The 22,451-nt window shown below is 73.6% G+C and carries 25 protein-coding genes and 1 other RNA gene; 9 read left to right on the top strand and 17 right to left on the bottom strand.

Annotation, left to right across the window (positions count from 1 at the left end):
- Positions 1 to 7 precede the first annotated feature (7 nt).
- The 4 genes from pstA to HPC71_RS05695 form a co-directional block, all read right to left on the bottom strand.
- Entirely contained in the window at positions 8 to 1,090 is a 1,083-nt protein-coding gene (gene pstA, locus HPC71_RS05710; protein WP_154616737.1) for a phosphate ABC transporter permease PstA, read from the bottom strand.
- Positions 1,091 to 1,101: 11 nt separating this feature from the next.
- Entirely contained in the window at positions 1,102 to 2,034 is a 933-nt protein-coding gene (gene pstC, locus HPC71_RS05705) for a phosphate ABC transporter permease subunit PstC (RefSeq protein WP_171896275.1), read from the bottom strand.
- A 144-nt stretch (positions 2,035 to 2,178) separates the two neighbouring features.
- Positions 2,179 to 3,288 carry a phosphate ABC transporter substrate-binding protein PstS gene (locus tag HPC71_RS05700; RefSeq protein ID WP_216656558.1) on the bottom strand — a complete coding sequence of 370 codons (1,110 nt, stop codon included), beginning with the start codon at positions 3,286 to 3,288 and terminating at the stop codon, positions 2,179 to 2,181.
- Between the two features lie 135 nt (positions 3,289 to 3,423).
- Positions 3,424 to 4,290, bottom strand: coding sequence for a hypothetical protein (locus HPC71_RS05695; protein WP_154616739.1), 867 nt, complete (start codon positions 4,288 to 4,290; stop codon positions 3,424 to 3,426).
- 185 nt (positions 4,291 to 4,475) lie between these two features.
- On the opposite strand from HPC71_RS05695, the gene HPC71_RS05690 reads away from it, so the two are divergent.
- A complete protein-coding gene (locus HPC71_RS05690; protein WP_171896273.1) occupies positions 4,476 to 4,634 on the top strand; it encodes a hypothetical protein in 159 nt (52 codons plus the stop codon).
- A gap of 10 nt (positions 4,635 to 4,644) precedes the next feature.
- Here the strand turns inward: HPC71_RS05690 and HPC71_RS05685 are convergent, their stop codons facing one another.
- Entirely contained in the window at positions 4,645 to 5,130 is a 486-nt protein-coding gene (locus HPC71_RS05685) for a GNAT family N-acetyltransferase (protein WP_216656557.1), read from the bottom strand.
- The gene (locus HPC71_RS05680) at positions 5,091 to 5,843 is read right to left on the bottom strand and encodes a hypothetical protein (RefSeq protein ID WP_154616741.1); all 753 of its coding nucleotides are present in this window, start codon (positions 5,841 to 5,843) and stop codon (positions 5,091 to 5,093) included. The genes HPC71_RS05685 and HPC71_RS05680 overlap by 40 nt, the downstream gene beginning before the upstream one ends.
- A gap of 271 nt (positions 5,844 to 6,114) precedes the next feature.
- On the opposite strand from HPC71_RS05680, the gene HPC71_RS05675 reads away from it, so the two are divergent.
- Positions 6,115 to 6,315, top strand: a complete 201-nt coding sequence (locus tag HPC71_RS05675; RefSeq protein WP_154616742.1) for a hypothetical protein — start codon at positions 6,115 to 6,117, stop codon at positions 6,313 to 6,315.
- A 68-nt stretch (positions 6,316 to 6,383) separates the two neighbouring features.
- Here HPC71_RS05675 and HPC71_RS05670 read toward each other — a convergent pair whose 3' ends face one another.
- Positions 6,384 to 6,569, bottom strand: a complete 186-nt coding sequence (locus HPC71_RS05670) for a hypothetical protein (RefSeq protein ID WP_154616743.1) — start codon at positions 6,567 to 6,569, stop codon at positions 6,384 to 6,386.
- Between the two features lie 232 nt (positions 6,570 to 6,801).
- Here HPC71_RS05670 and HPC71_RS05665 point away from each other — a divergent pair, with 232 nt between their 5' ends.
- Positions 6,802 to 8,319 (top strand): hypothetical protein, encoded by a 1,518-nt coding sequence (locus HPC71_RS05665; RefSeq protein ID WP_154616744.1) that lies wholly within the window; start codon positions 6,802 to 6,804, stop codon positions 8,317 to 8,319.
- 361 nt (positions 8,320 to 8,680) lie between these two features.
- Here the strand turns inward: HPC71_RS05665 and HPC71_RS05660 are convergent, their stop codons facing one another.
- Complete coding sequence (locus HPC71_RS05660) at positions 8,681 to 8,902, bottom strand: transglutaminase-like domain-containing protein (protein WP_154616745.1); 222 nt, start codon at positions 8,900 to 8,902, stop codon at positions 8,681 to 8,683.
- 1 nt (position 8,903) lies between these two features.
- A complete protein-coding gene (locus HPC71_RS05655; protein WP_154616747.1) occupies positions 8,904 to 9,563 on the bottom strand; it encodes a hypothetical protein in 660 nt (219 codons plus the stop codon).
- Positions 9,564 to 9,754: 191 nt separating this feature from the next.
- On the opposite strand from HPC71_RS05655, the gene HPC71_RS05650 reads away from it, so the two are divergent.
- Complete coding sequence (locus tag HPC71_RS05650; RefSeq protein WP_154616748.1) at positions 9,755 to 10,150, top strand: hypothetical protein; 396 nt, start codon at positions 9,755 to 9,757, stop codon at positions 10,148 to 10,150.
- A 15-nt stretch (positions 10,151 to 10,165) separates the two neighbouring features.
- On the opposite strand, the gene HPC71_RS05645 is transcribed toward HPC71_RS05650, so the two are convergent.
- Entirely contained in the window at positions 10,166 to 10,948 is a 783-nt protein-coding gene (locus HPC71_RS05645) for a helix-turn-helix domain-containing protein (protein ID WP_171896272.1), read from the bottom strand.
- Positions 10,949 to 11,526: 578 nt separating this feature from the next.
- Here HPC71_RS05645 and HPC71_RS05640 point away from each other — a divergent pair.
- The gene (locus tag HPC71_RS05640) at positions 11,527 to 12,609 is read left to right on the top strand and encodes a GNAT family N-acetyltransferase (protein ID WP_154616751.1); all 1,083 of its coding nucleotides are present in this window, start codon (positions 11,527 to 11,529) and stop codon (positions 12,607 to 12,609) included.
- Positions 12,610 to 12,909: 300 nt separating this feature from the next.
- Positions 12,910 to 13,314, top strand: coding sequence for a hypothetical protein (locus HPC71_RS05635; RefSeq protein WP_154616753.1), 405 nt, complete (start codon positions 12,910 to 12,912; stop codon positions 13,312 to 13,314).
- 238 nt (positions 13,315 to 13,552) lie between these two features.
- Here HPC71_RS05635 and ssrA read toward each other — a convergent pair.
- The 5 genes from ssrA to HPC71_RS05610 form a co-directional block, all read right to left on the bottom strand.
- Positions 13,553 to 13,923: a transfer-messenger RNA gene (gene ssrA, locus HPC71_RS05630) on the bottom strand.
- 78 nt (positions 13,924 to 14,001) lie between these two features.
- The gene (locus tag HPC71_RS05625; RefSeq protein WP_154616754.1) at positions 14,002 to 14,643 is read right to left on the bottom strand and encodes a maleylpyruvate isomerase family mycothiol-dependent enzyme; all 642 of its coding nucleotides are present in this window, start codon (positions 14,641 to 14,643) and stop codon (positions 14,002 to 14,004) included.
- 88 nt (positions 14,644 to 14,731) lie between these two features.
- Positions 14,732 to 15,370 carry a maleylpyruvate isomerase family mycothiol-dependent enzyme gene (locus tag HPC71_RS05620; RefSeq protein ID WP_154616755.1) on the bottom strand — a complete coding sequence of 213 codons (639 nt, stop codon included), beginning with the start codon at positions 15,368 to 15,370 and terminating at the stop codon, positions 14,732 to 14,734.
- Positions 15,371 to 15,420: 50 nt separating this feature from the next.
- A complete protein-coding gene (locus tag HPC71_RS05615; RefSeq protein ID WP_154616756.1) occupies positions 15,421 to 15,927 on the bottom strand; it encodes a hypothetical protein in 507 nt (168 codons plus the stop codon).
- Between the two features lie 50 nt (positions 15,928 to 15,977).
- A complete protein-coding gene (locus tag HPC71_RS05610; RefSeq protein ID WP_154616757.1) occupies positions 15,978 to 16,856 on the bottom strand; it encodes an amidohydrolase family protein in 879 nt (292 codons plus the stop codon).
- Between the two features lie 116 nt (positions 16,857 to 16,972).
- Here HPC71_RS05610 and HPC71_RS05605 point away from each other — a divergent pair, with 116 nt between their 5' ends.
- The 3 genes from HPC71_RS05605 to HPC71_RS05595 are packed head-to-tail and all read left to right on the top strand — an operon-like array spanning position 16,973 to position 18,694.
- Positions 16,973 to 17,305: an SDR family NAD(P)-dependent oxidoreductase gene (locus tag HPC71_RS05605; RefSeq protein ID WP_154616918.1), complete on the top strand. Its 333-nt coding sequence runs from the start codon at positions 16,973 to 16,975 to the stop codon at positions 17,303 to 17,305.
- Complete coding sequence (locus HPC71_RS05600; protein WP_154616758.1) at positions 17,250 to 17,783, top strand: SDR family NAD(P)-dependent oxidoreductase; 534 nt, start codon at positions 17,250 to 17,252, stop codon at positions 17,781 to 17,783. The genes HPC71_RS05605 and HPC71_RS05600 overlap by 56 nt, the downstream gene beginning before the upstream one ends.
- On the top strand, positions 17,780 to 18,694 hold the full coding sequence (locus HPC71_RS05595) for a GNAT family N-acetyltransferase (RefSeq protein WP_171896270.1): 915 nt from the start codon (positions 17,780 to 17,782) through the stop codon (positions 18,692 to 18,694). The genes HPC71_RS05600 and HPC71_RS05595 overlap by 4 nt, the downstream gene beginning before the upstream one ends.
- Here the strand turns inward: HPC71_RS05595 and HPC71_RS05590 are convergent.
- Positions 18,687 to 21,878 carry an ATP-binding protein gene (locus tag HPC71_RS05590; RefSeq protein ID WP_154616761.1) on the bottom strand — a complete coding sequence of 1,064 codons (3,192 nt, stop codon included), beginning with the start codon at positions 21,876 to 21,878 and terminating at the stop codon, positions 18,687 to 18,689. The two genes, HPC71_RS05595 and HPC71_RS05590, sit on opposite strands and share 8 nt — an antisense overlap.
- 68 nt (positions 21,879 to 21,946) lie before the next feature.
- Entirely contained in the window at positions 21,947 to 22,330 is a 384-nt protein-coding gene (locus HPC71_RS05585) for a hypothetical protein (RefSeq protein ID WP_171896268.1), read from the bottom strand.
- Positions 22,331 to 22,451: the final 121 nt, after the last annotated feature.

Here is a 22,451-nt window from a genome sequence, read left to right as displayed (position 1 = left end):
AGGTGGGTCAGCGCCCGGTCTTGGGCGCGAAGATCTTCCCGACGGCGCGGGCGAGCAGGTTGAGGGTCATCACGATGGCGACCAGGACCAGGGCGGCGCCCCAGGCCCGTGCGGTCTGCTCGGCGTCGTACTTCCCGCCGGTGGTGACCGAGGAGAAGATGAAGACCGGCAGCGTCGCCATCCGGCCGTCGAACGGGTTGAGGTTCAGCGTCGTGGTGGTGCCGACGATGATGAGCAGCGGCGCGGTCTCGCCGGCGACGCGGGCGATGGCCAGGGTGACGCCGGTGACGATGCCGCCCAGCGCGGTCGGCAGGACGACCTTGACGATCGTGCGCCACTTCGGCACCCCGAGGGCGTACGACGCCTCGCGCAGCTCCTCGGGCACCAGCTTGAGCATCTCCTCGGTCGCGCGCACGACGATCGGGATCATCAGCACCGAGAGGGCCACCGCGCCGCCGAAGCCGAACCGGACGCCCGGCCCGAAGATCAGCGTGAACAGCGCGAAGGCGAAGAGGCCGGCGACGATCGAGGGGATGCCGGTCATCACGTCGACCAGGAAGGTGATGGTGCGGGCCAGGCGGTTGCCCTTGCCGTACTCCACCAGGTAGATCGCGGCCAGCACGCCGATCGGCACCGAGATGGCGGTGGCCAGTCCGGTGATGATCAGGGTGCCCATGAGGGCGTGGTAGATGCCGCCGCCCGCGCCGAGCACCCCGCGCATGTCGTAGGTGAGGAACTCCGAGGAGATGACGGCGTGGCCGTTCTCGATCACCTCCCACACCAGGCTGACCAGCGGGATCATCGCCAGCGCGAAGGTCGACCAGGCGATCGTGGTGACCAGGCGGTCCTTGGCGCGGCGGTTGCCCTCGACCGCGGCCGACCAGGCCGGCAGGACCAGGACGAACAGCGCCCAGGCCACCAGCACGACGGCGACCAGGGACCAGCCGAGCAGCAGCCCGAGCAGGGCGGCGATGCCGGCGGCGAGGACGCCGGCGAGCGCCGGGGCGTACGACGGGATCTGCGGCGCGACCAGCGGCATCGCGGCCGGCGCGGGTCGGGCGGCGGTCGCCCGCTCGTCGGTGATGGACATGCCGGGCCTCCTCAGGCCTTGACCTGGCCCCGGGCCGCGATCCAGCGGCCGAGGAAGTTGACGGCGAAGGACACGACGAACAGCACCAGGCCGCTGAAGATCAGCACGTTGATCTTGGTGCCGGACGCGTTGCCGAAGTTGAGCGCGATGTTCGCGGCGATCGTCGAGGGGTTCTGCGCCGAGATGAGGTCGATGGTGATGATGCCGCTGGCCGAGAGGACCATCGCGACCGCCATCGTCTCGCCGAGCGCGCGGCCCAGGCCGAGCATCACCGCGGAGATCACGCCGGAGCGGGCGTAGGGGAAGACCGCCATCCGGATCATCTCCCAGCGGGTCGCACCCAGCGCGAGCGCCGCCTCCTCGTGGATCCGCGGCGCCTGGAGGAACACCTCGCGGCAGATCGCGGTGATGATCGGCAGCGCCATCACCGCCAGCACGATCGCGGCGGTCAGGATGGTGCGGCCGGTCTGCGCGGGCCCGTCGAAGAACGGCAGCCAGCCCAGGTGGTCGGCCAGCCAGCCGTAGACCGGCAGGATCGCCGGGGCCAGCACGGCGCGGCCCCACAGGCCGTAGACCACGCTCGGCACGGCGGCCAGCAGGTCGATCAGGTAGCCCAGCGGGCGGGCCACGCGCCGCGGCGCGTAGTGCGAGATCACCAGCGCCACCCCGACCGCCAGCGGCGTCGCGATCAGCAGCGCGATCACCGCCGCCAGCAGCGTGCCGAAGAGGAGCGGCCAGACGTAGAGGACGATGTTGTCCTTGCCGTACGCCTGGTCCCCCGACGCGCTGATCGCCGGGACGCCCTCGATGATCAAGAAGATGGCCACGCCCGCGAGCGCGAGCATGATCAGCAGTCCCGCGCCGGTGGCGAGCCCGGCGAAGACCGAGTCGCCGCGGCGGCTGACGCCGCCGCGCGCGCCCGGTGCGGTGGTCGTGGTGGACACCTGCTGCTCCCTCGTTCGGTGCTTGTCGTGCCTGTCGTGCTGTTGGTGCTCGGCCGGCCGGCCGTACGCCGCGGGGCGGGGCCGGACGCGGCGAAGGGTCCGACCCGCTGGGGGCCGGACCCTCGTCTCAGTCCGGTCGCGTCATCACTCGACCGTGATGCCTTCGGCCAGCTCCTGGACCCGGCCCCGGAGCTCGTCGCTCAGCGGGGCCGAGCCGGCCTCCTCCGCGCCGAAGTCCTGGCCGGCATCGCTGAGGATGTAGGTCAGGTAGGCCTTGGTCAGCTCGCCGTCCTCGGCCTCGTCGCCGGAGTAGGAGGGGCAGGCGAGCAGGTAGGAGGTCAGCACGATCGGGTAGACCCCGGACTCCTCGGTCTCGTAGTCGAGGTCGAAGACGATCGAGCTGTCGTCGCGGCCCTCCACCCGGGGCGAGACGTCCAGGATCTTCGCGGCGGCGTCGGCGGTGGGGCCGACGAACTCGTCGCCGACGCCGACCTTCGCGACCGCGAGGTCGCCGGCCTGGCTCGCGTCGGCGTAGCCGATGGAGTTGGTGCCGCTGCGGACCGCGGAGACCACGCCCGAGGTGCCCTGGGCGCCCTCGCCGCCGAACTCCTCGGGCCAGACCTCCACCGCGCCGGCGGACCAGGCATCGCCGGCCACGACGTCGAGGTAGTGGGTGAAGTTCTCCGTGGTGCCCGACTCATCCGAGCGGTGGACCGCGTTGATCGGGGCGGACGGGAGGTCGGCGTCGGGGTTGTCCTTCTTGATCTCCGGGGCGTCCCAGGTGGTGATCTCGCCGGAGAAGATGCCCGCGATCGTCTCGGGCGAGAGGTTGAGCTCGTCGACGCCCTCGATGTTGTGGACGAGCGCGATCGGGCTGATGTAGTTCGGGATCTCGATCGGGGCGTCGCCACCGCAGCGCTCGGTCGCGGCGCTCAGCTCGCCCTCGTCGTCGGTGAGGTAGGCGTCGGTGGCGGCGAAGGGGAAGGCGCCGGCGATGAAGTTCTCCCGGCCACCGCCCGAGCCGACCGGGTCGTAGGTGACCGTGGCGTCGGGGTTCTCCCGCTGGAAGCCGACGGTCCACGCGAGCTGGGCGGCCTCCTGGGAGGAGGCACCGCCGCCGGCGAGCTGGCCGCTCACGCCCTCGCCGCTGCCGGTGGCGCCGTCGCCGGCGTTGCCGGCGCTGCAGGCCGAGAAGGTGAGGACGAGGGCCGCGATCCCCGGGACGACCGCCGTGCGAACGGAGGTGCTCTTCACTGCTGCTCCTGATGGGCTCGTGAACGTGACGCTCAGGAAGGTAGGCAGCGAAGGTGTATGGACCCCTCGGCGAACGTGAACGAGGGGTGAACGACAACCGGACATCCGCCGTGGCGGCGTGATCCGGCTCTCGGGCTAGGAGCGGCGGCCGTCACCCCAGGTGAGGGAGGGCGCCCGCTCGGGGCACTGCCCGGACTGCCGGCACGCCTTCGCGACCCCCTGCCCCGGCCCCACGGCGTACCCGTAGGAGCCGGTGCGGCCCGCGGGCGGCGGCGCGAGCTGTGCTGCGAGTCCGGCCGGGCGCTCGAAGGTCCACACGACCCCCGCCCCTGCCATCCGGACCGCGCGCAGGTCCGCGTCGACCCACAGGTCGTACGTCGGGCGGGCGGGGTCGAGCGGGCCGTCCGCAGTCACGCCGCTCGTGCGCAGGTGGAGCAGCGGCTCGCCCCCGGGCGCCTCGGTCTCGATGCCCTCGACGGTGGCCCCGTCGGCGACCAGCCCCGCGATCCGGGTGCGCGGGTCGGCGCGCAGGAGGCCGTGGGTGACCAGGGTGTTCAGCCCGAACCCGACCGGCGTGCAGGTCCAGGCCGGGGGGTCGAAGGCGACCGTGCCGTAGGACTCCGCCACCGGCTGACGCACCCTCGGCCGGAAGCCCCGGTCGAAGCAGAGCCGGTCCCCCGAGCGCAGCACCGTGGCCGTGCCCTCGCCCTCGGCGGCGGGGACCTCGGCGCGCCAGGCGCCGTCCCCGACGACCAGGACGTACGCCGCGTCGGCGCCGCCGTCCTCGGGCGCCGGGGTGGTCGCCACCCGGGCGGTGTCCCGCTGCGCCCGTCGCTGCACCTCGGCCAGCAGCGCCGACGGGTCCTCGGCCAGCTCCTCGAGCCGCTCGGTCCGGGGGTCGGCGACGGGCGGGGCGGGTGCCTCCGCGCCGCCCGTGCAGCCGCTCGCCAGGAGCCCCGCACCGAGCAGCAACCCGGCGATCCCGACCGCGCCTCGTCCCATGTCCGGACCCTAGACGCCCGGGGCCTGCGCCGCCGGCGGTCGCGGCAGATGCCGTGCCCCACCAGCGGCCGGGGCCTCCTGGCCCCGGCCGGAGGTGCCAGGGGCCCCGGTGAGGTCGGCAGGAGGTGCCCAGGCTGGGGCGGTGGGTGGACGTGGACCCCGGTGGCCCCGGTGGCTCTAAGCTCGTGCTGCTCTCGGTGTGGGTCGTTGCCGAGGGTTGGCGTCGCTACGACGACGACCGTGACTCCCGCGTCTACCGGCCCATCGGCGGCCCGACGTTCGTGCTCGTCCTCGCCGCCGCGGCGGCGGCCGTCACCCAGGTCGTCGCCCTGGCCGTGCGCTGACCGCGCCGCCTCAGAGGTCCTTGCGCAGGTGGACGTCCGCGGCCCCGGGGACCGGCACGTCCTCCCAGCGGAAGATCTCGCGGTAGCCGTGGCGCTCGTAGAAGCCGGGCGCCTGGAAGGTGAAGGAGGTGACGAAGACGTGGTCGCACCCCCGGCGCCGGGCCTCGGTCTCGAACTCCTCGAGCAGCCTCGCCCCCAGGCCGGCGGCGCGGGCGTCGTCGCGCACCCAGGTCAACCCGATCCCGGCGGCGATCCCCCAGGTCCAGCCGCTCATGCCGGCGGCCAGCCGACCGGTCTCGTCGCTGACCCGCACGGTCAGCTCGCGCGCCGGCGGCGTCCCGCGTGTCGCCGCCGCGTTGACCTTGTCCAGCTCGTCGGAGAGCGCCTGGTCGAGGTCGGCATCGGCCTCGCCCAGGACCGTCCGGAACCGGCCGTCCTCGGACCCTCCGGACGCGCTCAGCGGACGACCTTCGCGGGCGGGGCCTCGAAGACCCACCCGGCCTTGCCGTTCTTCCAGCCCCGCACCGAGACCCAGAGGTACTTCCCGCGCAGCTTGTTCGGCACCTTGAACGACAGGACCGCCTGGGAGCCGGTCTTCTGGACCAGCGCGTTCTTCAGGTTGTGGGTCCAGTCGTCGGGGGTGAACTTCTTCCCCTTCGAGACCCACACCTGGGTGGTGATCCTGGTCCCGGCCTCCCAGGCACCCTTGAAGGAGATCCGTGCGGCGCGACCGGCGCGGTAGGACCACTGGCCCTTGATCTTCTTGCTCGAGGTCTTCCAGGACGCGGGGTGTCCGACGTAGCTGAACGTGAACGGCCGCGCAGCGCTGGTCACGGCGTCCTGCCCCTTCGGGCTCTCGCGGACGGTGATGTCGTACGACGTGCCGTCGGTGAAGGTCGAGCCGGCCAGGTACGCCTGGAACCGGGTCGGGTCGGCCGGGTCCGGCCACGCCTGGACGTCGACGGTCCCGACGCCCGGCACCTGGATCCGGTAGGCCTCCTCCTTGCTGGGGGTCTCGTCGGTGAAGCTGACCACCACGCTGGTGTAGAGGTGCGCGTAGGGGCTCAGGCCGCCGCCGGTGTTCTCGGTCGTCACCTTCGCGATGACCGGAGCCGTGTTCGGCTCCGCGGCCGCGTGGACGGGCGCAGTCAGCGCACTCGCGGTCAGGAGCACGCCGGGCAGGGCGAGGAGCGACAGACGGCGGGTCATGGTGGCCTTTCGGTCGGAGTGGCTGAGCCGAGCGCGAGCATAAAGTAAAGAAACCGGCGTCGTAGCCGGTTCGGTCGACGTCGCGCTCGCGCCGATCGCGGCGAGCCAGCGGATTAGCGGGGCCGGCCACGGGGCATACCGCCAAGGACGCAGCCCGTCCGCTTGTCCACCGACCTCCTGGATGCCGTCATGACTCCTGCCACCCGGGCCCATCCCGCCCTCGGTCCCGTCGCGGCCGACCGGCCCACGACCCTTCGCGGGGAGCGCTGACATGGACATCATGGTGGTGCTCGCCCTCGCGGGCTTGGCCGTTGTCGTCGTCGTCGGGTCCATCGTGGGCATCTGGGTGTGGGCCATCCTCAAGATCCGCAGGGGCGAGTACGTGCGTCGCACGCCGACCAGCTCCTCGGGCTTCGAGTCCGACACCTTCGTGAGCAGCACGAGCATCAGTCACCACACCACGAACGACTAGCCCCGATTCGGAGAGGCGCACCGCCGGGTGAGCGTCGAGCAGCACACCGACGTGGCGACGTTCGCGCGTCAGCTCTCCAGGACCGACGGCAGCCCCTGCTGGTAGAGGGCGAGGATGTCGTCGGCGCCGTGCAGGCTGTCGACCACCTCGCGGGCCGGAGCGGCGTACACCGTCGGGTAGTCGATCTCGCCTGAAGCGGGGTCGACGGCCCAGGCGAGCAGCTCCTGAAGGTGGGCGGGTCCATCGGTTCCCACGCTCCGCTCAGGCCCGCAGCGACACCGGCGCGCCGCAGGAGCGCTCCAGGCTGCGGCGGACGTCCTCGGGGATCTAGCGGTCGACCACCGCGGCCATGTGGCCATCCGCGCAGTCCCCGGGAATGGACAGGCGCTGGCCATGGGAATCAGAGGCGTCTTATCCTGCGGGCCCCATCGATGTCCTGGAGGACCCGTGCGCTTGCCGCTGACGCTCCTGACCACCGTGACGCTGATGGGAGGACTCCTGACCGCCGCGCCCGCCGGGGCCGACCCGTCCCGGATCCGCATGAGCTCGGACGCCCTCGCCGAGCGTCGTGCGCCCGGCGCCGATCGGGCAGTGACCTCGGCCCGCAGCGACTACGCCGACGGGGCCGTACGACGCGTGGCCCAGCTGAGCGACGTGCGCGCGGCCGGCGTCGACCCGGCCACCAACATCGCGCGCGCCACGGTGGTGCAGGACCTTCGGGCGAGCCGCATCACCGCGACCGTGACGCTGGGCGCGACGCCCGGCGCCAACTCCGTCGTCCACGTACACCTGGGCGAGTGGAGCGGGAACACCTGCGAGTCGAGGGCGGCGATCGCCGGCGCCACGACGAGCGCCGACACCGCAGGCGCTATCGGCTCAGCGAGCCTGGCGGTGAGCCGCAGCCGCGCCGGCGCCGTGCTCACCCTCACCTCCGCCGCAGCCTCGGCCGTGCGCACCGCGGAGTGGGACTGCGCCTTCGCCTTCAGCACCGACGTCGGTGGCACCGAGACCTCCGGGCTCTACGCCGACGACCTCGAGACCGTCTGGACCCCGCGGCTGGCGATCGCCCGCGGCGCACCGGTGCAGGGCAACTACCGCGGCCGATGGACGACCGTCGAGGTGGACCTGCTCAACTCCGGCCGCGCCGACGCGCGCGGCACCACCGTGCGGCTCAGCGGAGCGGGACTCGCGTTCAAGCCGGCGAAGCGCTCCTACGGGACGCTGGAAGGGCGGAGCACGGAGTACTACGAGAAGTTCCGGGTGCGGCTCCAGGGCAGCAAGCCCCGGACCCTGAAGATGACCATGACCGCGCAGGGGGGCCACCGGGCCATCGCCACCGTGCAGATCGTCAACAAGCCCCAGCCCCGCAAGCTGCCCTCCATGGTCGGCCGCTACTACTGGGGCCACAAGCCGGTTCAGGTCGACCGCGGCTGGGACAACGTGGCGGTGCGGTTCGTGAGCCCCCGCTTCGCCCACGTGGGTTTCGGCAAGGTCGGTGCTCCCCGCTGCGCGAAGGCCAGCCGGACCTGTCGGCCGTACAAGTACAACGCGCGCACCGGCGTGGTGCAGGTCACCGGACTCGGCAAGGGCCGGGCCACCACCGAGGGCATCCGCCTCGGCAAGCAGGACTACTTCCCGCTGAGCAACCCCCGGCCGGGCGCCAAGCTCGCCCTCCGCCTGATCCACCAGAACTTCGAGGGCACCTGCGGCATCTACTGCTCGACGTGGACCGAGTGGCTCACGATGGACAAGCGCGGCCGCTTCGTCCGGTCCCGCCAGACCCTCGGCTCGATCGGCGCCCCGGGCGTCGGGACGGTCTGGGGGGTCGTGCCCGCCGACGAGCGCGGCACCTACCGCGTGCTGTCCCGCGGCCGGATCCGGCTCAGCTACGCCAACGGCACGAGCCAGGTGCACACGATCGGCATCGGGCACGACGTCCGCGGCAAGCCGTCGCCGGCCGGCGCGGGGATCGTCCTCGACGACGTCAACTTCTACCTGGACTGAGCGCCGCTCCCCCCTGCCCCGTCGCACAGCAGGTGCTCCCCGGCCAGCGAGAGCATGCCGCCGGTGCCGGCGGTGGGGTCGTACCGCGAGGATGATGCCGGCTTCGGGCAGGTCATCGATCGCCGTCTGAAGCCGACGCCGGCGAGCCAGACGATCAAGGCGCCCCCGACCACGGACGGTCAGGGGCGGCACGGACGGTGCGGGTCGAGCAGCACACCGACGTGGCGACGTTCGCGCGTCAGCTCGCCAGAGCCGACGGCAGTCCCTGCTGGTAGAGGGCGAGGAAAGGCCGGTGGGAATGCCCTCGGCCCTCAGCAGCGCGGTGAGCAGGTGCGCCCTGGCATAGCAGAGGCCCACCCGCTCACAGCGCCTCGCTGGCCGTGAGCGTGACGCGCGGATCCTGGACGTCGAAGGAGTGCGAGACGTTGACCCGGACCCACTCGAAGGCGGCTCGGGCGTAGTCGACGTCGCCGCGATGGGCGGCCCGCAGCTCGGAGACGAGGGCGCGGACCTCGGGGTGCCCGCTGTCGATGACCTCGTCGGCGGCGAGGTAGTCGTCGGGGTCCTGCACGATGAGATCCACGTCAGAGCCGTTCGAGCCAGTGGTGGTCGGGGACGAGCGCTTCGAGGGACGTCCGCAGCCAGGCCCGGCGCTCGGCGGTGAGCGTCGGCAGGGTCGCCTCGAAGTCGGGCTCGTCCTTGGTACGCCGCAGGCGGGCCTTGTAGATGAGGACGATCTCCGGGCGCAGGTAGCGGACGCCGTCGTCGCCGACCCAGGTGACGTTCTCGACCTCGTCGACGTGGTCGGGCAGGAGCTTGTTGGTCCACCTGCCGTCGACATCCGGGGTGAGCGGGATGTCGACGACCCAGGGAGCCGCCGCATGGGCGCGGAGCCACAGCTGGCTGGCCGGCTCGTCGACCGTGGGCCAGCGGTCTCCGAGCGGGTGGAGGACTCCCCCGACGTTGTTCCAGACGTGCCAGCGCCCCGTCATGAACTCCACGAACGCGGGGACGTCGCACGCCAGGATGGACACGTCGGTGTCCTCGTGCTCGCGGCGATAGCCGGTCGCCGCCTCGATGGCCCAGCCGCCCACGACCCACCAGGGGCGGTCGAAGCCCTCCATCTCCCTCGCGAAGGTGGGCGGGTCCATCGGCTCCCACGCCCCGTAGAGCGCCAGGAACGCGTCTTCCTCGGCCTGCTCGTCCGCCGTGCGGATGAGCGGGACGCGACTGGGAGCCGTCATCGGTCAGTGGTCCTTCCGCAGGTGCACGTCGTCGCGTGGGGCGAGCCGTCGCAGCCTTGCAGAGAGTCCCAGCTCGATCTCGTCGAGGGGCCCTGACCGCCCGCGGAACGACCTCGGCCCCGCGGTGGCCCCGCCGAGATCAGCAGGAACGTTCAAGGCCGGCCCGGCCGGCCCGCGACAGAGTCCTGCACATGAACTCACTGATCAAGACCGCCGTCCTCGCGACCGCCGTCGTCACCAGCACCGCCGCCCTCGCGACCACCGCCGCCGGCATGGTGCCCGCCCCCGAGCGCTCGGCGTACGCCATCGGGACTGCCAAGGCCGTCAAGCCCGTCCAGGCCGTCCAGGCCGTCAAGCCCCCCAAGGCCCAGCGGACCGACTTCGTCCGCTACTGCGACGACGGCGCGACCTATCAGACGCACAAGCTGAAGGACGACGGGCCGGCCTTCATCGAGGGCACCCAGGAGAAGTTCATCAACATCGACAGCACGTATGACGGGCCCAAGCGCGTCTACACCTGTGGCTACATCGTGGTCCAGGACCCCACGTTCACCGGCACCGTGCGGAGCATCCGCGTCAAGCGCTGAGACCGCACCGTCGCGTCAGGGGCAGGATGTCAGCCACTCCCGGAAGGGCATCTTGGTCGGCGTGAATCCGTTGACCGTGCGCGCGGTCCGGGTGAAGTGGGCACTGTCCGCGAACCCGGCCGCGTGTGCGGCATCGGTGGCGCTGGCGCCGGCCGAAAGGTGCCGCATCGCCACCATGTAGCGGTGCCAGAGCAGGTAGCGCCGGATCGGCACCCCGACCTGCTCCCGGAAGACGTGCTGGAGGCGGCTCTCGCTCAGGTGGGAGATGCGGCACAGGTCCTCGACCGTCGGCGGGGGCGTGGGTACGGCGCGCAGGTGGTCCAGCACGGCGCGGATCCGCGGGTCGTGCGCGTCCTCGGTCAGTGCCCGAGCGCCCAGCACCTCGAGCGCCGAGCGCCACCTGCGGTGCGCGGTGTCGCAGTCGGCGTCGAAGACCCCGGCGAGGCTCGCCCGCAGCGCCTCGGTGGTGGCCTCGTCGAGGGAGACCCAGTCCCGGTCGCGGAGCAGGCTCCCCCGCAGGAACCGGCCGGCCGGGCTCTCCGACTCCACCCAGCCGATCGCCGTCAGCGCGCCCGCGCACTCGAAGCCGTGCTCGGCCCCGGTGTTCACGATCAGGCCAGCCACCTGCCGCCACTCGCCGTCCAGCTTCGCCCGGGGCGCTCCCTCGAGCCCCACGGAAAGCTGGAGGGCGCCATGGGCATGCGGCTCGGCCTGCAGGAAGTTCGTGACCACCAGGAACTCGGTGGCCCACAGGAACCCACGGATCCGTTCCGGCGAGGCCGTGAGGTCGGTCGCCATGGTCAGCTGTCGGCGGCCTTGAGCTGTCGGACGATGACCACGCGGGCCCGCTGTCGCCGCCAGGCGCTGCGGGTCGGCTTCGGAGCTCATGACGGCAGCAGGCTACCCATGGGGCGCGCCATCGGTGGCGTTTCGCCCAGCGACGGAGCAAGGCGACGCCCCGGTGACTGACCCGACCGGGAACTGGGCACTCGAATCCCCGCTGCAGGACCTCGACGTCGTCCTGCCCGGGAGCCGCAGCCCAGTGCGCCTCTTGCCCGCGAAGCCCCCGTCGTGACTGGCTGCGCCGGTCACGGTGTGGTAGCCGATGCTGAGTGGCGTCGTTGGCGGACCAGCGGGAGGCCTCAGACGGCCGGTCCACCGCTGAGTCCGCCCACCGCCGGACCCGGTCGGGGTAGCGCCCAGCACCTCAGCCGCCGGCGGGATTCCTGGGCAGGATGCACCGGCGCCTCGGGTGGCCGCGGCATACCGCAACGAGGGGATTGTCGTCTGCTGGCGGCCTCACCCGCAGGGATGGGAGCGCAGCCTGGGTGGTGAAGCCGAGGGAGCCTTTGCCCCGGGACGAGGAGGGATGACCCATGATCGTGTCCAGCAGCCTGCGCCGCCACGCCTGGGAGGTGGTCCCGGCGGTGCGCCCGACGTGGGAGGCGCTGATGAGGACCGACCCGTACGCCCTGCCGTCCCAGGCCCCGGCCTGGGTGGACGCGCTGTGCACGACCGGCCCGTACCGGGACGCCTCGCTGGAGCTGCGCAGCCCCGAGGGCCGGCGGCTCGTCCTGCCGATGGTGCGGCGGACCGGCGTCCCCGCGCCGGCGGCCACCCGCTCGTCGATGCCGAGTCGGTGGGCGAACGGCGGGCTGGTCGCCGAGGACGGCGTCCACGACGCCGCCGACGCGCGAGCGGTGGTCGCGCTGCTGGCCGGGTCCGGGCCGCTGGTGATCGTCCCCAACCCCCGCCTCGACGACCGGTGGCGGCACGCGGCGCCCTGGTCGTACGCGACCGCCAAGCACGGCTACGAGCTCGACACCACCGGCGGGTTCGAGGACGTGTGGACGCACCTGTTCAGCAGCTCGGTGCGGCGCGCGGTGCGCAAGGCCGAGCGCAGCGACGTGGTGGTGGAGCGAGACACCACGGGCCGGCTGCTGCCCCTGTTCGTGCCGCTGTACCAGGAGTCGGTCCGCCGCTGGGCCGAGGGCAGCGGCATGCCGGCCTGGCTCGCGCGCCGGCGGGCCGCCCGGGATGAGTCGCTGGACAAGCTCCAGCAGGTCGCGCGCGGGTTCGGCGAGGCGTGCGTGACGTGGATGGCCTTCGTCGAGGGCCGGCCCGCGGCCGCCATCATCGTGCTCACCCACGGCCCGAACGTCGAGTACTGGCGCGGCGCGATGAGCCTGCCGCTCGCCGGCCCGGTCCGCGCGAACGCCCTGCTCCACCGCCTCGCGATCAAGGAGGCCTGCGCCCGCGGCGCCGCGCGCTACTCCTTCGGCATCAGCACGCCCGGCACCAGCCTGGCGCGTTTCAAGGAAGGCTTCGGTGCCACGGCCGTGCCGTACGCCGGCTACGTCCTCGAACCGATCCCCGTGCGCCGCGCCACCCGCACCGGTCGCCGGCTGGCGCGTCGCAGCGTCGTCGCGGTGACCTCCCGCGCGCACGCCGTGAGGTGACCGACGCACACGAGAGCCGCGCCGACGTGGTGTCGGAGCGGCTCTCGTTCAAGAGGGCTGGCTCTCGGTGGGTGACCCACCGGGACCGGCCATGCTGCGAAGATCTCCGCTGATTCCTGCGAAGACCCCGTGGTGAGGGCTTCCCCGAAATGCCGCGTGTCGCCTGAATCGAATCCGAGTATCGGCACCCGACGTCATGCCTGCACACGGCCAGCCAGTAGTTGCACACGGTGCTCTAATTGAGAACTCCACTTACGGCTGGAAGATCCATTTCCGGGCCCCCGACAAGGTGAGCCGCTCATGACCCAGACGCCGCTGTCCCAGGCAGGACCCTCAGCCTCGTTGCGTCCGCCGCCGTGGTCGTACGCCTGGTGGGCGCTCACCGGAGCCGTTGTCGGTTTCGGTGTCGTCGGCCTGCTGACCATCGGAATCTTCTTGCTTCCCGTCGGCCTCGCGCTGCTGGTCGTCGGCTGCCTCTGGAAGCCCCTGCAGAACTCCTCTGCCACCGCCGCCGTCGGTGGCCTGGCCGCTGCGCCGCTCTACCTCGCCTGGGTCAACCGCGACGGGCCCGGGACGGTCTGCGAGACGCTCGCCGACGGGACCAGCTGCGCGGAGCGGTGGAGCCCGTGGCCGTTCCTCGCGGTCGCCGTGGTTCTGGTCGCGGTCTCGGTCACGGCCGTCACGAAGACGCGTCGGGCCCGGTAGGCCACCACAGGCGGCAACGGCTTTCCGGTAGACCCAACGTCCCCCCGCCGTCGTCGCGCCAGGCGACGCCCTCCCCAAGTGCTGCACCCAGGAAACCATCCAGATCCGCCCCGACCAGTCCATGAAGTACCTCCAGGAGGACTGCTGGGGCGGCGGCACGAGCTCGCCAGAACGACGAGAGCCGCCCCCGGATCGGGGGCGGCTCTCATCGAAGAGGGCTGACCCGGCCTTGGCCGGGTGGTGGAGCTGGCGGGAATCGAACCCGCGTCCTCGAGCGTCGAACCAGGTCTTCTCCGGGTGCAGTCCGTGATGTCGCTTTTCTCGGCCCCGGGGCTCGCACGGACACGTCCCCGACAGGCTCAGTCACGGAATAGTCCCGCTCACCCTCCGTGACCCGGAGTGAGCAGCAAGTCTCCTAGATGACGCCAGGGTCCGGGACGGAGACGGATGCCCGGTCTGACGCTTCGATCACTGCTCAGGCAGCGAGAGCGAAGGAACTGCGCTTAGCGTTGGCAGTTATTGGTTTCCAGCGATCGTTTACGAGATGACGCTGGCTCCTCGACCCGCTTCCCCTGGGACTAACGTCCCAAGTCGAAACCGATCAGCCCCTCTTGAGTTGTGAAGCACGGCGCGAGGCCGCAGACCGGAGTCTACGGGGTCAACCACGCGGGCCGCACCCCTGTTCCCTCAGGCCCCGGCCCAGGCGCGCACGGCGTCGACCCCGGGGCCGCCGAGCCGGTCGACGAGAGCGGCGCGGCCGGCGAGGACCGAGCCGAGGGCGGCGGCGGGGCCGTGCACCTCCGCGCCCGTCCCGTGGCTCCAGTCGAGGTCGGTGGCGCGGTACGCCGCTCGCGGGAACCCGCGGCGCAGCACGCCCAGCATCGGCGTACGGCTGAGCAGGAAGTCCAGCGCCGGGCCCCACGGCTCCGGTGGCCGGTCGACGGCGATCCCGAGCGGCACCGCGACGTCGAGGCGGTGGACCAGGACGTCGACCAGCGTCGCGCGCGGACCCATGCCGGGTGGGGCGAACCGGCTGTCGGGGTGGTCGCGCAGCCAGGAGACGAGCTCGGCGGGCGACCGGGCGGCGTACTGCTCGGCCAGCACCTCGGTGACCCGGCTCGGGACGCCCCGGGCCCGCACCGCGGCCCCCAGCTTGACGCGGACCCCGGCGTCCTGGGCGCTGACCAGGTGGGCGACCACGTCGTGCACCGTCCACGCCGGGCAGAGGCTCCGCGTGGCCCACTGCTCCGGCGTCAGGCTGGCGAGCAGGTCCGCGAACGCCGTGCGCTCGACGGCGATCGTGTCCCAGAGCCCGCCGGGATCGGCCATCCGTCCATGGTGCCCCCGCCGACGGGAACGCGCATCCCCGATCCGGTCGATCCGGTCGATCCGCCGGCCGTCGTCGTCGACGGCCGGGTCAGGCCCGCGACCACTCCGCCAGGGCGGCGGCGCCGGGGCCGGTGAGCTCGTCGTTGCGCGCGGGGCGGCGGGTGATGGCCAGGGCGAGCACCTCGGCCGGGGCCTCGACCCGCTCCCCCGACCCCGCGCTCCACCCGATGTCGGGCGCCACGTAGGTCAGCTCGGGCAGTCCCGCCGGGATGAACCCGTGCCGGGCGCGCCGCGAGAGGAGGAACGGCAGCGCCTCCTGCCAGGCCGCCGCCGGGCGGGGGTCGACGACGCCGAGCGGCACCAGGCAGTCGAGCCGGTGCACGAGCAGGTCGGTGACCGGGGCGTGCCAGTCGTGCCCGGGCGGGTGGAAGCGGCTGTCGGCGTGCTCGCGCACCAGCGCGACCAGCTCCGCGGGCGTCCGCGCGGCCCGGGCGGCGGCGAGCCGCCGGTTCGCGGTGTCGAAGTCGAAGCGGGAGCGGGCCATCGCCCACATCACCTCGCGGATCGAGGCCGTCGGCCCCACCATCGTGTGGGCGACGACGTCCTTGACCGTCCAGCCGGCGCAGAGGCTCGGCGTCGCCCAGTCATCCGGGCCGAGACGCTCGAGGACGTCGGCGAAGGCCCGACGCTCGTCGGCGAGCAGGGCCCAGGCGGTCGCGTCGTCCATGGCCCCATGGTGGCGCCGGGCGGTCCTCCCGGGCGTCTGCCGCGCCGCTCTCACGCGACCCGGGCGCCGTGGGCCTGGGCCGCCGCGACGAACTGGGTGGCGTACCCCACCTCGCGGAAGTCCTTGAGCGAGTTGGCCGAGAACCGGTTGATCCGCTCGCGGCTGACGTTGCAGCGGACCTCCCCCATCGGCCCGTGCAGCACCAGCGCGGCGACCGCGAACGGCCCCACCCCCTGGCGCCGCACCCACACCTCCGGGCACGCGACGTCCCAGGCCGGGACGACCGCGTCGTCGGGGGTGAAGGCGATGCGCCCGGCGCGCAGGGTCAGGGTGCCGAACGTCGAGTCGAGCGAGCCGCCCAGCTGGCCGATCAGGCTCGAGCCCAGGACCTGGACGTTCCACGTGCTGGCCGCCGGCTCGGGGCCGCGCGGGCCGGGAACGAAGAGGGGCGGCGGGGCCGCCGCCCGCGAGCGGGTCAGCAGGAGCACGAGGACGACGGCGATGATGAGTCCCATCAGCGCGGGCACGAGCATCATCACCAGGACGAAGATCTCCACGACGCCAGGCTGCCCGGGCTCAGCCGGCGGAAACGCCGGCGTACCGCTGTCTAGGCGAGCCCGAACAGGCGCGCGCCGTTGTGCCAGCACACGTCGCGCAGCCAGTCCTCGCCGAGGTCGAGGGCGGCCAGGCCGTCGAGCTGGTGGCGGTAGGGGTAGGGGATGGTCGGGAAGTCGCTGCCGAGCAGGACCTTGGGCTGGAGGTCGCGCAGCCGCGGGACGAGGTCGGCCGGGTACGTCGCCGGGAAGAAGTCGGTGAAGACCATCGTGGTGTCGAGCCGGACGTGCTCGTGGTCCTCGGCCAGCGCGAGGAACTCGTCGAACTCCGGGGCGCCCATGTGCGCGATGACCAGCGCGAGCCGTGGGTGCCGGGCGAGGACGCGGCGGGTCGACTCGGGGCCGGTGAACGCGTTCGGGACCGGGCCGGACCCGGCGTGCACCACGACCGGGGTGCCCGCGTCCTCCAGCACGCCCCAGACCGGCGCGAGCAGCGGGTCGTCGAGGTGGAACTCGCCGACCTGGAGGTGCAGCTTGAAGACGTCGACGCCGTCCGCGATCGCCTCGGCGACGTACGCCGCGGCCCCCTCCTCGGGGTAGAAGGTCGCCGAGCGCAGGCTCTCGGGGACGCGCTCGGCGAAGCCCGCGGCCCAGTCGTTGAGGTACGACGCCACGCCGGGCTTGTGGGCGTAGGGCAGCGCCGAGAAGCGGCGTACCCCCATCGCGCGGAGGATCTCGACCCGCTCCTCGTGCGACTGGCGGTAGCGGATCGGCCAGTCCCGCCCGATCTTCGGGCCGGCGCTGTCGAAGACCGCCCAGACCGCGCGCTGGATGTTGGGCGGCAGGAAGTGCACGTGCACGTCGAACAGCCCCGGCAGGTCCAGACCGATCCAGAACTCGCGGACCGCGGGGACGTCCTCGTGCGCCTGCATCGGCCCAGGATGCCCCAAGGTCAGGCACGAGCGTCGGGCGCAGTGTCGGGCGAGTGTCGGGCGCAGTGTCGGCTGGCCGACAGATCCGGCCCGCCGGCACGCCTACGGTCCCCGGCATGGCAACGGCATCGGCATCGGCATCGACACCGACGAAGCTCCGCGGGCAGCGAGTGATCGTCACGGGGGCATCGAGCGGCATCGGCGCGGCGCTCGCGCGGGAGCTGGCCGGCCGCGGGGCCGAGGTGGTGCTCGTCGCCCGCACGCGGACGGCGCTCGAGGCGCTGAGCGCCGAGCTGCCCGGCTCGTCGGTGGTGGTCGACGACCTCGCGACCGCAGCGGGCTGCGCGGTCGGCGGCCGGCGAGATCCTCGCCGGCGGCGTCCCCGAGGTCGTCGTGCACAACGCCGGAGCGGGCCGGTGGCTCGCCGTCGACGAGACGCCGGAGGGTGAGGCCGCGACCATGATGGCGGTCCCCTACCTGGCCGCCTTCGAGCTCACCCGCGCCCTGACCCCCGCGATGATCGCGCGCGGCCGCGGCCGCCACGTCTACATGACGTCGGTCTCGGCCTTCCTGCACGTGCCCGGGGCCGCCGGCTACTCCGCCGCCCGCTGGGCGGTCCGCGGCCTGGCCGGCCAGGTGCGCGCCGACCTGCGCGGCACCGGCGTGGGCGTCACGCTGCTGGCGCCGGCCGAGGTCGACTCGCCGTACTTCGACCACAACCCGGGGACGCGCGAGCGGATCCCCCGCGCCACCGTCCTGATGGGTGGGCGCACCTCGACCACCACGATCGCCCGCCTGGGCGCCGACGCCGTCGAAGCGGGCCGCCGTACGGCGATCCTGCCCCGCCAGGCGGCCCTCGTGGTCCGCACGACCCCACCGCCGGTCCTGTGCTGGCTGGCGGCCCGAACCGGATGGAGACACCCATGACCACGAGCACCTCGCGCATCACCGTGCGCCCCATGACCGACGCCGACGACCTCGCGACCCTCGATGCGGGCAACCCCCTCGGGTGGATGACCGCGTGGTGGAGCACGCTGACCGAGTCGATGGACCTGCGCTGGTACGTCGCGCTGCTCGACGGCGAGCCCGCCGGCCTCGGCGTGGTGTGCCCGCTCCCCTTCGCCCAGGGCGGCTACGGCGTCGGGATCCTCAACGTCCGGCCCGAGCACCGGCGCCGCGGCGTCGGGACCGCACTGCACGCTGCGCTGGCGGCGGTCGTGCGACCCGAGCTGCCCGGCATCCTCTACCAGCACGTCGAGGGCGACGCCGCGGCCGAGGCCACCGCTCGAGCCTGGGGCTTCTCGGTCGTGGGGACCCACCACGAGAGCGTGCTCGACCTGCAGGCCGTCGACCGGACGGCGTACGCGGCCATGGCGGCCGCGCCGGGGGTGGCGCTGGACGCGGTCGACCCGGCGGTCGACGACCGGAGCTGGCGCAACCTGTACGCCTTCGTGCGGGCGCGCTTCCAGGACGCTCCGGACGCCGAGGGCGGTGGCGGCGACCTGCCGTTCGACGCGTTCCGGGAGATGCTGGCGGAGCCGTGGCAGCTGGCAGCGGCCCACGACGGGGGCCGACTGGTCGGTGTCACGCTGGTCGTCGCCCGGCCCGGGACGGCGGGGGCGGCCAACACGGTCATCACCGGAGTCGCCCCGGCGGCGCGCGGCCGCGGCATCGCGACTGCGCTCAAGGCCTGGCACGCGCTGCACATGTCCGAGCGCGGCATCACCCACGTCTACACCCAGAACATGGAGGGCAACGAGCCGATCCTGGCCGCCAACCGGAGGCTGGGGTTCGTGCGCGCGGCGGGCCACGTCGACGTGGTCTGCAGCTTCAGCTGACCGGAGGGCTCACGGCGTCGATCTCGGCGCCGGCGTCGATCTCGGCGAGCCGACGCTCGACCTCCCGCGCCATCACCGTCATGCCCTTGCGCTCGTAGAGGTCGTGGGCCCCGGTCAGGAGCACTCGCTCCTCCTCGGTCTCGCCACCGTGCCTCGCCGCGAGCGCCAGCCACCGCCGGACGTCGGCCTGCTGCCACAGCGCATCGGTGGGTTCGAGCGCCGCCAGGGCTCGAGTGACGAGTGGGGGCACCTCCGAGCGGCGCCCACGCCGGGCCGCGATGATCGCGCGGCCCGCGGCGATCATGCCGACCGTCGCCACGTCGTACGGCGCGGTCACCTCCTCCGCCTCGTCGAGCAGCTCGGCGACCAGGGTCAGGTCCCCGTCCTGCTCCAGCAGCGCCAGCGCCCACCACGCCACGTAGGTGCAGACGTGGCCCAGGTCGTTCTCGGCGCGCGCCCGGACCACGAGACGCTGCATCGCCTCGACCATCACGCGGCGGTCCCCTCGCAGGGCTGCGGCCTCGGCCCGCACCAGGTCGGCCAGGTGGATGTCGCCCAGGTCGGTCCCCGCGAGATGCTCCTCCGCACGGGCGAACGCGGCCTCGGTCTCGGCCGAGCCCACGGCGCCGAGGACGAGCGCACGCTCCAGCAGCAGCATGCCGCGGGCCGACCTCGACAGGGCAGGGTCGGTGAGCTGGGCGTCGACGTGCTCGGCCAGCAGCCGGAGGGGGAACGGTCCGTGGAGCAGGACCAGGCCGCGGAAGAACCGCGCCTCCCACACCTGGTGGAGGGGCGCCGACTTCTCGATCGCGGCCACGTGCTCCAAGCCGGCCGCCCACACGGCCCGCAGCGCGACGGGCTGGATCAGCTGGTGCCGCGCCCGCAGCGCCAAGCGCAGGTTCCCCGCCTCGGTGGCGAGGGCCAGCAGTCGCCGCGAGGCCGCCTCGACCTCGTCCAGGTCGAGGGAGGAGGGTCCGTTGGACTCGGCGCAGAGCCGCTCGGCGGCGAGGAAGGCCCGTTCGAGGTCGGTCGCGGTGCCGTCCAGGCAGTCGGCGTACTGGTCGAGCAGCGGCTGGGTGTCGGAGACCTGCCACAGCTCGCCCTTGACCTCGAACTGGCGGACGATGAGATCCCGCCTCAGCGCGGCCGTGAGCGTCGGCAGCGCGAGGGCGCGGTTCAGCAGGCCCCGCGCCGCCTGGAGCTCCTCGCGTGCCTGGGCGGCCTCGGCCGCGTCGGCGAGCAACCAGGCCGTGCGCACCTCCAGCTCGGGCAGCTCGGGGTCGCCGGCGGCGAGCTCCCGGCGCAGCCGGACGACCTGCTCGAGGTGGTGGGCGGCGAAGGCGAGCCGCTCCCCCGACGGGTCGTGGCCCTGCAGCGCGTCGGCCAGCCGCTGGTGCAGCTCCGCGCGGCGCGCCTTCGGCATCGCGTCGTACGCCGCGTCGCGGATCAGCACGTGCCGGAAGGACCAGCCGCCGCCGACCCGCGGGCGCACCAGGTCGCGTGCCTCGAGCTCGGCCAGGAGGCCCGGGGCCCCAGGGTCGTCGACGAGGGCGGCGAGGTCGACCGGGTCGGCCTCCAGACCGGCCACCGACAGCTGCTCCAGGAGCCCCCGCTGCGGCCCGGGAAGCTCGGCGAGCCGGCTGGCCAGCAGCGCCGAGACCGTCGGCGGGACGTCGGTCGCGCTGATGGCGCCGGTCAGGCCCCAGACGCCCTCGGCCTGCGTCAACCGGCCGAGGTCGCGGAGCCGGCCGAGCATCTCCTCGACGAAGAGGGGGTTGCCGCCCGCGTGCCGGGCGACGACCTGCGCCGTCTCGACCGTGAGCGGGCTCCCGAGCAGCGCCAGCGCCTGGTCGGCGACGTCGGCGCCGTCGAAGGGCGTCAGCTCGACCCGCGGCGAGGCGGGCAGCCAGTCCGGCTGGTCCGCGAGCAGGGCCGGCCGCGCAGCGCCGAGCACCAGCACCGGGCAGGTCGCCAGGTCACTGCCCAGCCGCTCGACGAGCTCCAGCACCGTCGACCCGGCCCAGTGCAGGTCGTCGACGACCAGCACCACCGGCCCGCCGGAGGCGATCCGACGGACGAGCGTGACGAAGGCCCAGAGCGTCTCGTCGTGGCCGGCGGCGCCGTCGGTCGCGCCGAGCACCGCGGCGAGCGCCTCCACGACCGGGCCGCGGTCGGCGTCCTCCCCCATCTCGGCGGCGATCCTCGCCCGCACGGTCGGCGCGTCCTCCTCGCCGGTGAGGCCGAGCAGCGAGCGGATCAGCTCGATGACCGGCCACAGCCCCACGTCCTCGCCGTACGACGCGCACCGGCCGTGCCCGCGCCGTACCCCGGGCGCCCGGCGCGAGACTCGCTCGACGAGGTCCGCGACGATCCGCGTCTTGCCCATCCCGGCCGCGCCGAGCACCGTGACGACGGCGCCGCGGCCGTCGTCGACGACCCGGCCGACCCACCGGTCCAGCTCGGCTCGCTCGGTGCTGCGGCCCACCAGGGGCGCGTCCAGACGGCGGGCCCGCCCGGGCACGTCGGCGCGCACCGACACCAGGCGGTAGGCCGGCACGGGCTCGGCCTTGCCCCGCGCGGACACCGGGTCGACCGGCTCGGCGTCGATCGCGTCGCGAACCAGCTCGTAGGTCGGGGCCCCGAGCAGCACCTCGCCCGCGCGGGCGGCCTGCTCGAGCCGGGCGGCGGTGTTGACGGCGTCGCCGGTAGCGAAGGACCCGCCGGCCCGCGCGGCGCCGACCACCACGGTGCCGGTGTTGATGCCGCACCGCACCGCGAAGCGCACCCCGAGCCGGTCGTGCAGCTCGGCCGAGAGCGCCCCCAGGTCGACGACCAGGTCGCGGGCCGCGCGCACGGCGCGGAGCGCGTCGTCCTCGTGCAGCTCGGGCACCCCGAAGACCGCGAGCACGGCGTCGCCGACGAACTTCTCGACCGAGCCGCCATGCCGCTCGACGGCCGCCCGGGCCACGTCGAAGTAGCGGCCCATGACACCGCGCACGGCCTCGTCGTCCAGCCGCTCGCCGAGCGCCGTCGACCCTGCCACGTCGGTGAAGAGCAGCGTGACCAGCCGGCGGCCCTCCCGGGGCGCGGCGGCCTCGGGGACCGGGGAGCCGCACCCCGGGCAGAACCGGGCGCGCTGCGGCAGCTGCTCGGCGCAGTGCGCGCAGCCCGCCGCGACCCCCATGGACGGAGAGTAGGTGTCCGACAGCGACCGGTCTGCCGGATCGGTCACATGGTCGGTCACACGGTCGGTCACATGGTGCTCCGGCCCGCGGGCCGGGGCGGCGAGCACGCCGACCGCGCCGGCCAGGAGCAGCGTCGGCAGCGGCGTCGGGAGCGCCGTGCAGGCCCGGCGCCGGCCGCGCACCCCAGCCGCACGGAGTCCACGACGAGGAGGAAGGTACGCCGCGCGGTCCGGTCCCCGACCAGGGCGGCGACCGGTGCGGCCACCGCGCTCACCGCGAACGTCGCCGCGGTGAAGGCGCCGACCGCGCCCGGGCCGCCGGCCCGGTTGGCCCACACCGCCGCCGTCGTCACGAAGCCCGCGTCGGCCATCACCGAGCACGTCAGCGCCAGCAGCAGCCGCGCCAGTGACCGGTTGCGCCCCACCGTGCGCAACGACTCGAACCAGACCATCGCCCCCACCCCCCGCTCTCCCACCGCTCTCCCACCGCTCTCCGCCTCGCGGGCGGCCGGGAGCAGCCCAAGCGGTCTCGACCAGCAGCGCTGTCGGCCGGCCGACACAACCGGGGCGTGC

Origin of the sequence: Nocardioides marmotae (assembly GCF_013177455.1) — a bacterium.
Classification (GTDB): Bacteria; Actinomycetota; Actinomycetes; order Propionibacteriales; family Nocardioidaceae; genus Nocardioides; species Nocardioides marmotae.
This window is presented reverse-complemented; position numbering and strand designations above follow the sequence as displayed.

Coding starts and splice junctions, on each gene's coding strand:
- HPC71_RS05680 (WP_154616741.1), bottom strand. CDS start 5,843: ATGACCCGCCGTCTGTCGCTCCTCGCCCTGCCCGGCGTGCTCCTGACC.
- HPC71_RS05635 (WP_154616753.1), top strand. CDS start 12,910: ATGACCCAGACGCCGCTGTCCCAGGCAGGACCCTCAGCCTCGTTGCGT.
- HPC71_RS05650 (WP_154616748.1), top strand. CDS start 9,755: ATGAACTCACTGATCAAGACCGCCGTCCTCGCGACCGCCGTCGTCACC.
- HPC71_RS05595 (WP_171896270.1), top strand. CDS start 17,780: ATGACCACGAGCACCTCGCGCATCACCGTGCGCCCCATGACCGACGCC.
- HPC71_RS05695 (WP_154616739.1), bottom strand. CDS start 4,290: ATGGGACGAGGCGCGGTCGGGATCGCCGGGTTGCTGCTCGGTGCGGGG.
- HPC71_RS05665 (WP_154616744.1), top strand. CDS start 6,802: ATGGGAGGACTCCTGACCGCCGCGCCCGCCGGGGCCGACCCGTCCCGG.
- HPC71_RS05610 (WP_154616757.1), bottom strand. CDS start 16,856: ATGCAGGCGCACGAGGACGTCCCCGCGGTCCGCGAGTTCTGGATCGGT.
- HPC71_RS05620 (WP_154616755.1), bottom strand. CDS start 15,370: ATGGACGACGCGACCGCCTGGGCCCTGCTCGCCGACGAGCGTCGGGCC.
- HPC71_RS05675 (WP_154616742.1), top strand. CDS start 6,115: ATGGACATCATGGTGGTGCTCGCCCTCGCGGGCTTGGCCGTTGTCGTC.
- HPC71_RS05640 (WP_154616751.1), top strand. CDS start 11,527: ATGATCGTGTCCAGCAGCCTGCGCCGCCACGCCTGGGAGGTGGTCCCG.
- HPC71_RS05655 (WP_154616747.1), bottom strand. CDS start 9,563: ATGACGGCTCCCAGTCGCGTCCCGCTCATCCGCACGGCGGACGAGCAG.
- HPC71_RS05625 (WP_154616754.1), bottom strand. CDS start 14,643: ATGGCCGATCCCGGCGGGCTCTGGGACACGATCGCCGTCGAGCGCACG.
- HPC71_RS05605 (WP_154616918.1), top strand. CDS start 16,973: ATGGCAACGGCATCGGCATCGGCATCGACACCGACGAAGCTCCGCGGG.
- HPC71_RS05645 (WP_171896272.1), bottom strand. CDS start 10,948: ATGGCGACCGACCTCACGGCCTCGCCGGAACGGATCCGTGGGTTCCTG.
- HPC71_RS05590 (WP_154616761.1), bottom strand. CDS start 21,878: ATGGGGGTCGCGGCGGGCTGCGCGCACTGCGCCGAGCAGCTGCCGCAG.
- HPC71_RS05585 (WP_171896268.1), bottom strand. CDS start 22,330: ATGGTCTGGTTCGAGTCGTTGCGCACGGTGGGGCGCAACCGGTCACTG.
- pstA (WP_154616737.1), bottom strand. CDS start 1,090: ATGTCCATCACCGACGAGCGGGCGACCGCCGCCCGACCCGCGCCGGCC.